Origin of the sequence: Clostridium sp. C8 (assembly GCF_001010885.1) — a bacterium.
Classification (GTDB): Bacteria; Bacillota; Clostridia; order Clostridiales; family Clostridiaceae; genus Clostridium; species Clostridium sartagoforme.
The window spans coordinates 1-2,559 of record NZ_LBMX01000117.1 but is presented as its reverse complement, the minus strand read 5'-3'; the positions used below and the strand labels follow the sequence as shown (position 1 = coordinate 2,559).

The 2,559-nt window shown below is 33.8% G+C and carries 3 protein-coding genes; all 3 read right to left on the bottom strand.

All coding sequences use genetic code 11. From position 1 onward, the window contains the following. Window positions 1-69: 69 nt before the first annotated feature. The gene (locus AAT22_RS18380) at window positions 70-1,674 is read right to left on the bottom strand and encodes an IS66 family transposase (RefSeq protein WP_016209189.1); all 1,605 of its coding nucleotides are present in this window, start codon (window positions 1,672-1,674) and stop codon (window positions 70-72) included. 104 nt (window positions 1,675-1,778) lie between these two features. Beyond that, a complete protein-coding gene (tnpB, locus tag AAT22_RS18375; RefSeq protein WP_047002325.1) occupies window positions 1,779-2,150 on the bottom strand; it encodes an IS66 family insertion sequence element accessory protein TnpB in 372 nt (123 codons plus the stop codon). Beyond that, window positions 2,144-2,476 (bottom strand): hypothetical protein, encoded by a 333-nt coding sequence (locus AAT22_RS18370; RefSeq protein ID WP_016209187.1) that lies wholly within the window; start codon window positions 2,474-2,476, stop codon window positions 2,144-2,146. The genes tnpB and AAT22_RS18370 overlap by 7 nt, the downstream gene beginning before the upstream one ends. Window positions 2,477-2,559: the final 83 nt, after the last annotated feature.

Below are 2,559 nucleotides of genomic sequence, written 5' to 3'. Positions count from 1 at the left end.
GTAAGCGGTTCAGAAAATAGCGTATTTTAAAAATAAATAAATTACTATATAGTTAAAAGGAGCTCGCAGTTAAGCGGACTCCTCATTTTTTTGTTTACTATTCTTATTATAGCAGCATTCAGGTAAACTTCCTGACCAAGGAAGATACTGCTCCAGCAGTTGCGGGTTCTCAGCAGAGTTTATATTTGGCAATAATCTAAATAAATAACTTAAATACTGAAACACATTTAGGTTATTAGCTTTTGCAGTCTCAACTATGCTATAGGCAATGGCACTAGCTTCCGCCCCTTTAGGGGTATCTGCAAAAAGCCAACCTCTACGACCTACTGCGAAGGGACGTATACAGTTTTCAGCTGCATTGTTCGAAATGGGAATACGCCCATCTAAAAGGAAGTTCTCTAAATATGCTCTTTGATTCTTAGCATAAGTAATAGCTTCACTAAGCTTTTTATTATTCATCGGATTTATGGTTTCAAGCCAATTCCAAAAATCCTCAAGAACAGGCTTGCTTTTTTCTTGACGCTTAATAAGCCTTTCTTCAGGCGTAAGGGTTTTTAATTCTCTTTCAAATTTGAAAAGTTTATCGCAAAAGGCTCTGCCTTCAGATCCTTTTGATCCTGGAATTTCCTTTCCTTTATCTAAAGGAATACTTTCAATGAAATATCTTCTTACATGGCTCCAGCAAAGGCAACGAATAATATTTTCAACCTTTTCGTAACCAGCATACGCATCTGTAACTAAAAATCCATCAAATTCCTTAAGGAATTCTTGCGCATGCTTACCTGCTCTAGTTCTAGTGTATTCAAAGATAACTATATTTTTATCTTCGCTTTCACCGGAACGGTATAACCACATAAAAGATTGGCTAGAAGGTTTCCTGCCTTGTTCTTTATTGCATTGAATTCTAGTCTCATCAGCATTTATAATCTCACAATTATGGAGCTCTTTTTTCATGAGATTATACATCGGCTTTAGCCATTCGTTGCTAGATCTAATAATCCAATTCGCCATTGTTGATCTTGAAAGATTAAATCCTCTTTGGAGCCAATCATGTTCCTGTCGATAAAGTGGCATACCATTAACATATTTTTGATAAATAACTTCTGCAACAGTGGAAGGCGAAGCTAAACTTCTCTTCATTACTGGCTTTGGTACAGGAGCTTTTACTATTACATCGGCGCTGCTATCAGCAGTACCACACTCGGGACATTTATATACATATTGTACATATTCAATTACTTTAACAGATGGTGGAACAAATTCAACTTCGGTTCTAACAACATTTTTACCGATAGAAGCCATCTCTGTTGCACAGTACGGGCAAAGAGAATCCTCGCCTTCTAATATACATTCAACAGTTTCTCGAGGTAAATCTTTTATAACAGCTTCTTTACTTCCTTTTTTTCTTGGAGTTCTTTTATGTGTTGAAACTATTATATTTTCTGGAGTAGGTTCAATAGCCCCACTATCAGTTGAAGCTTCAGCTTCATTAAATAAAGAAATTTGTCCTTCAATTGGAGTTTTTTCTGTAGATGCTCCAAATAATTTCTTATTCTTATGTAAAATAGCTTGAGTTAGGTTCTCTACTTGTGAATTTAAAGTTTCAATTTTTTCTTCTTGTTCTTTAACTTTTTTACGCAATTCTAGTAGTTCTTCATATTCATCTCTAGCCATGTTTCAACCTAACCCCCTTATGAACTTATTATAGGTATATTATACCATAATAAGCGCTAAAAGTCAGTAATTTCAAGCAATTACCGACTTTTTTAGTGCTAGATTTAGAAACAAATTTCTTCATTAATACTAATATTTTTATGGGCTTTAGGTTGTTCTATAGATAAACCTTCTAATAACCATCTAAGTTCTCTAGCTGAAATATTTTTTACTCCTTCGGAGTCTTTCGGCCATTGAAATTTCATTTTTTCTACAAGTTTTTTGGTAAGCAATATAAATCCATCATTGTCCCATCTAAGAATCTTTATAGAATTTTTGCTTTTATTGCAAAATATAAATAAACATTTTGGAGTAAATGGATCTAGATTAAATTTTAGGCTGACCAGTGCTGAAAGACTATCAATCTGCTTTCTAAAATCCGTAGCGCCGCAGGCTATATGAATATGTTCCACACCATCAGCTATATTATTTAACATACCGAAACTAGAGCAGCTAAAACTTCTGCTATATCATCCCTTTTAATATTCTTAGATATTTCTAATTTAAAACCGTTGTAGTTTAAGGTAATTGAACCTCCGTTATCGATATTTTTCTTTTTAGGTTCTAATGATACCTCAGCCCATTCAACTGAATTATCTCCAACAAGTTCATTAGAGCTATTATTTAGTTTCCTGATCCAATAATAATATTGACTAGCACTAACATTATTTTCTCCACACCAAGCTTTTACATTTATTCCGCTTGCTTGGCAAGCTTTTATTCGTTCTGCCCATATTTGGGCTAAATTATTTTTCCTAGACATAAATAAAATACCCTCCACTATTTAATTTCTATAGTGATAGGGTATCATTTGCTTAAAAATAATTATAGACGCCATTTTCTGAA

Coding starts and splice junctions, on each gene's coding strand:
- AAT22_RS18380 (WP_016209189.1), bottom strand. CDS start 1,674: ATGGCTAGAGATGAATATGAAGAACTACTAGAATTGCGTAAAAAAGTT.
- AAT22_RS18370 (WP_016209187.1), bottom strand. CDS start 2,476: ATGTCTAGGAAAAATAATTTAGCCCAAATATGGGCAGAACGAATAAAA.
- tnpB (WP_047002325.1), bottom strand. CDS start 2,150: ATGTTAAATAATATAGCTGATGGTGTGGAACATATTCATATAGCCTGC.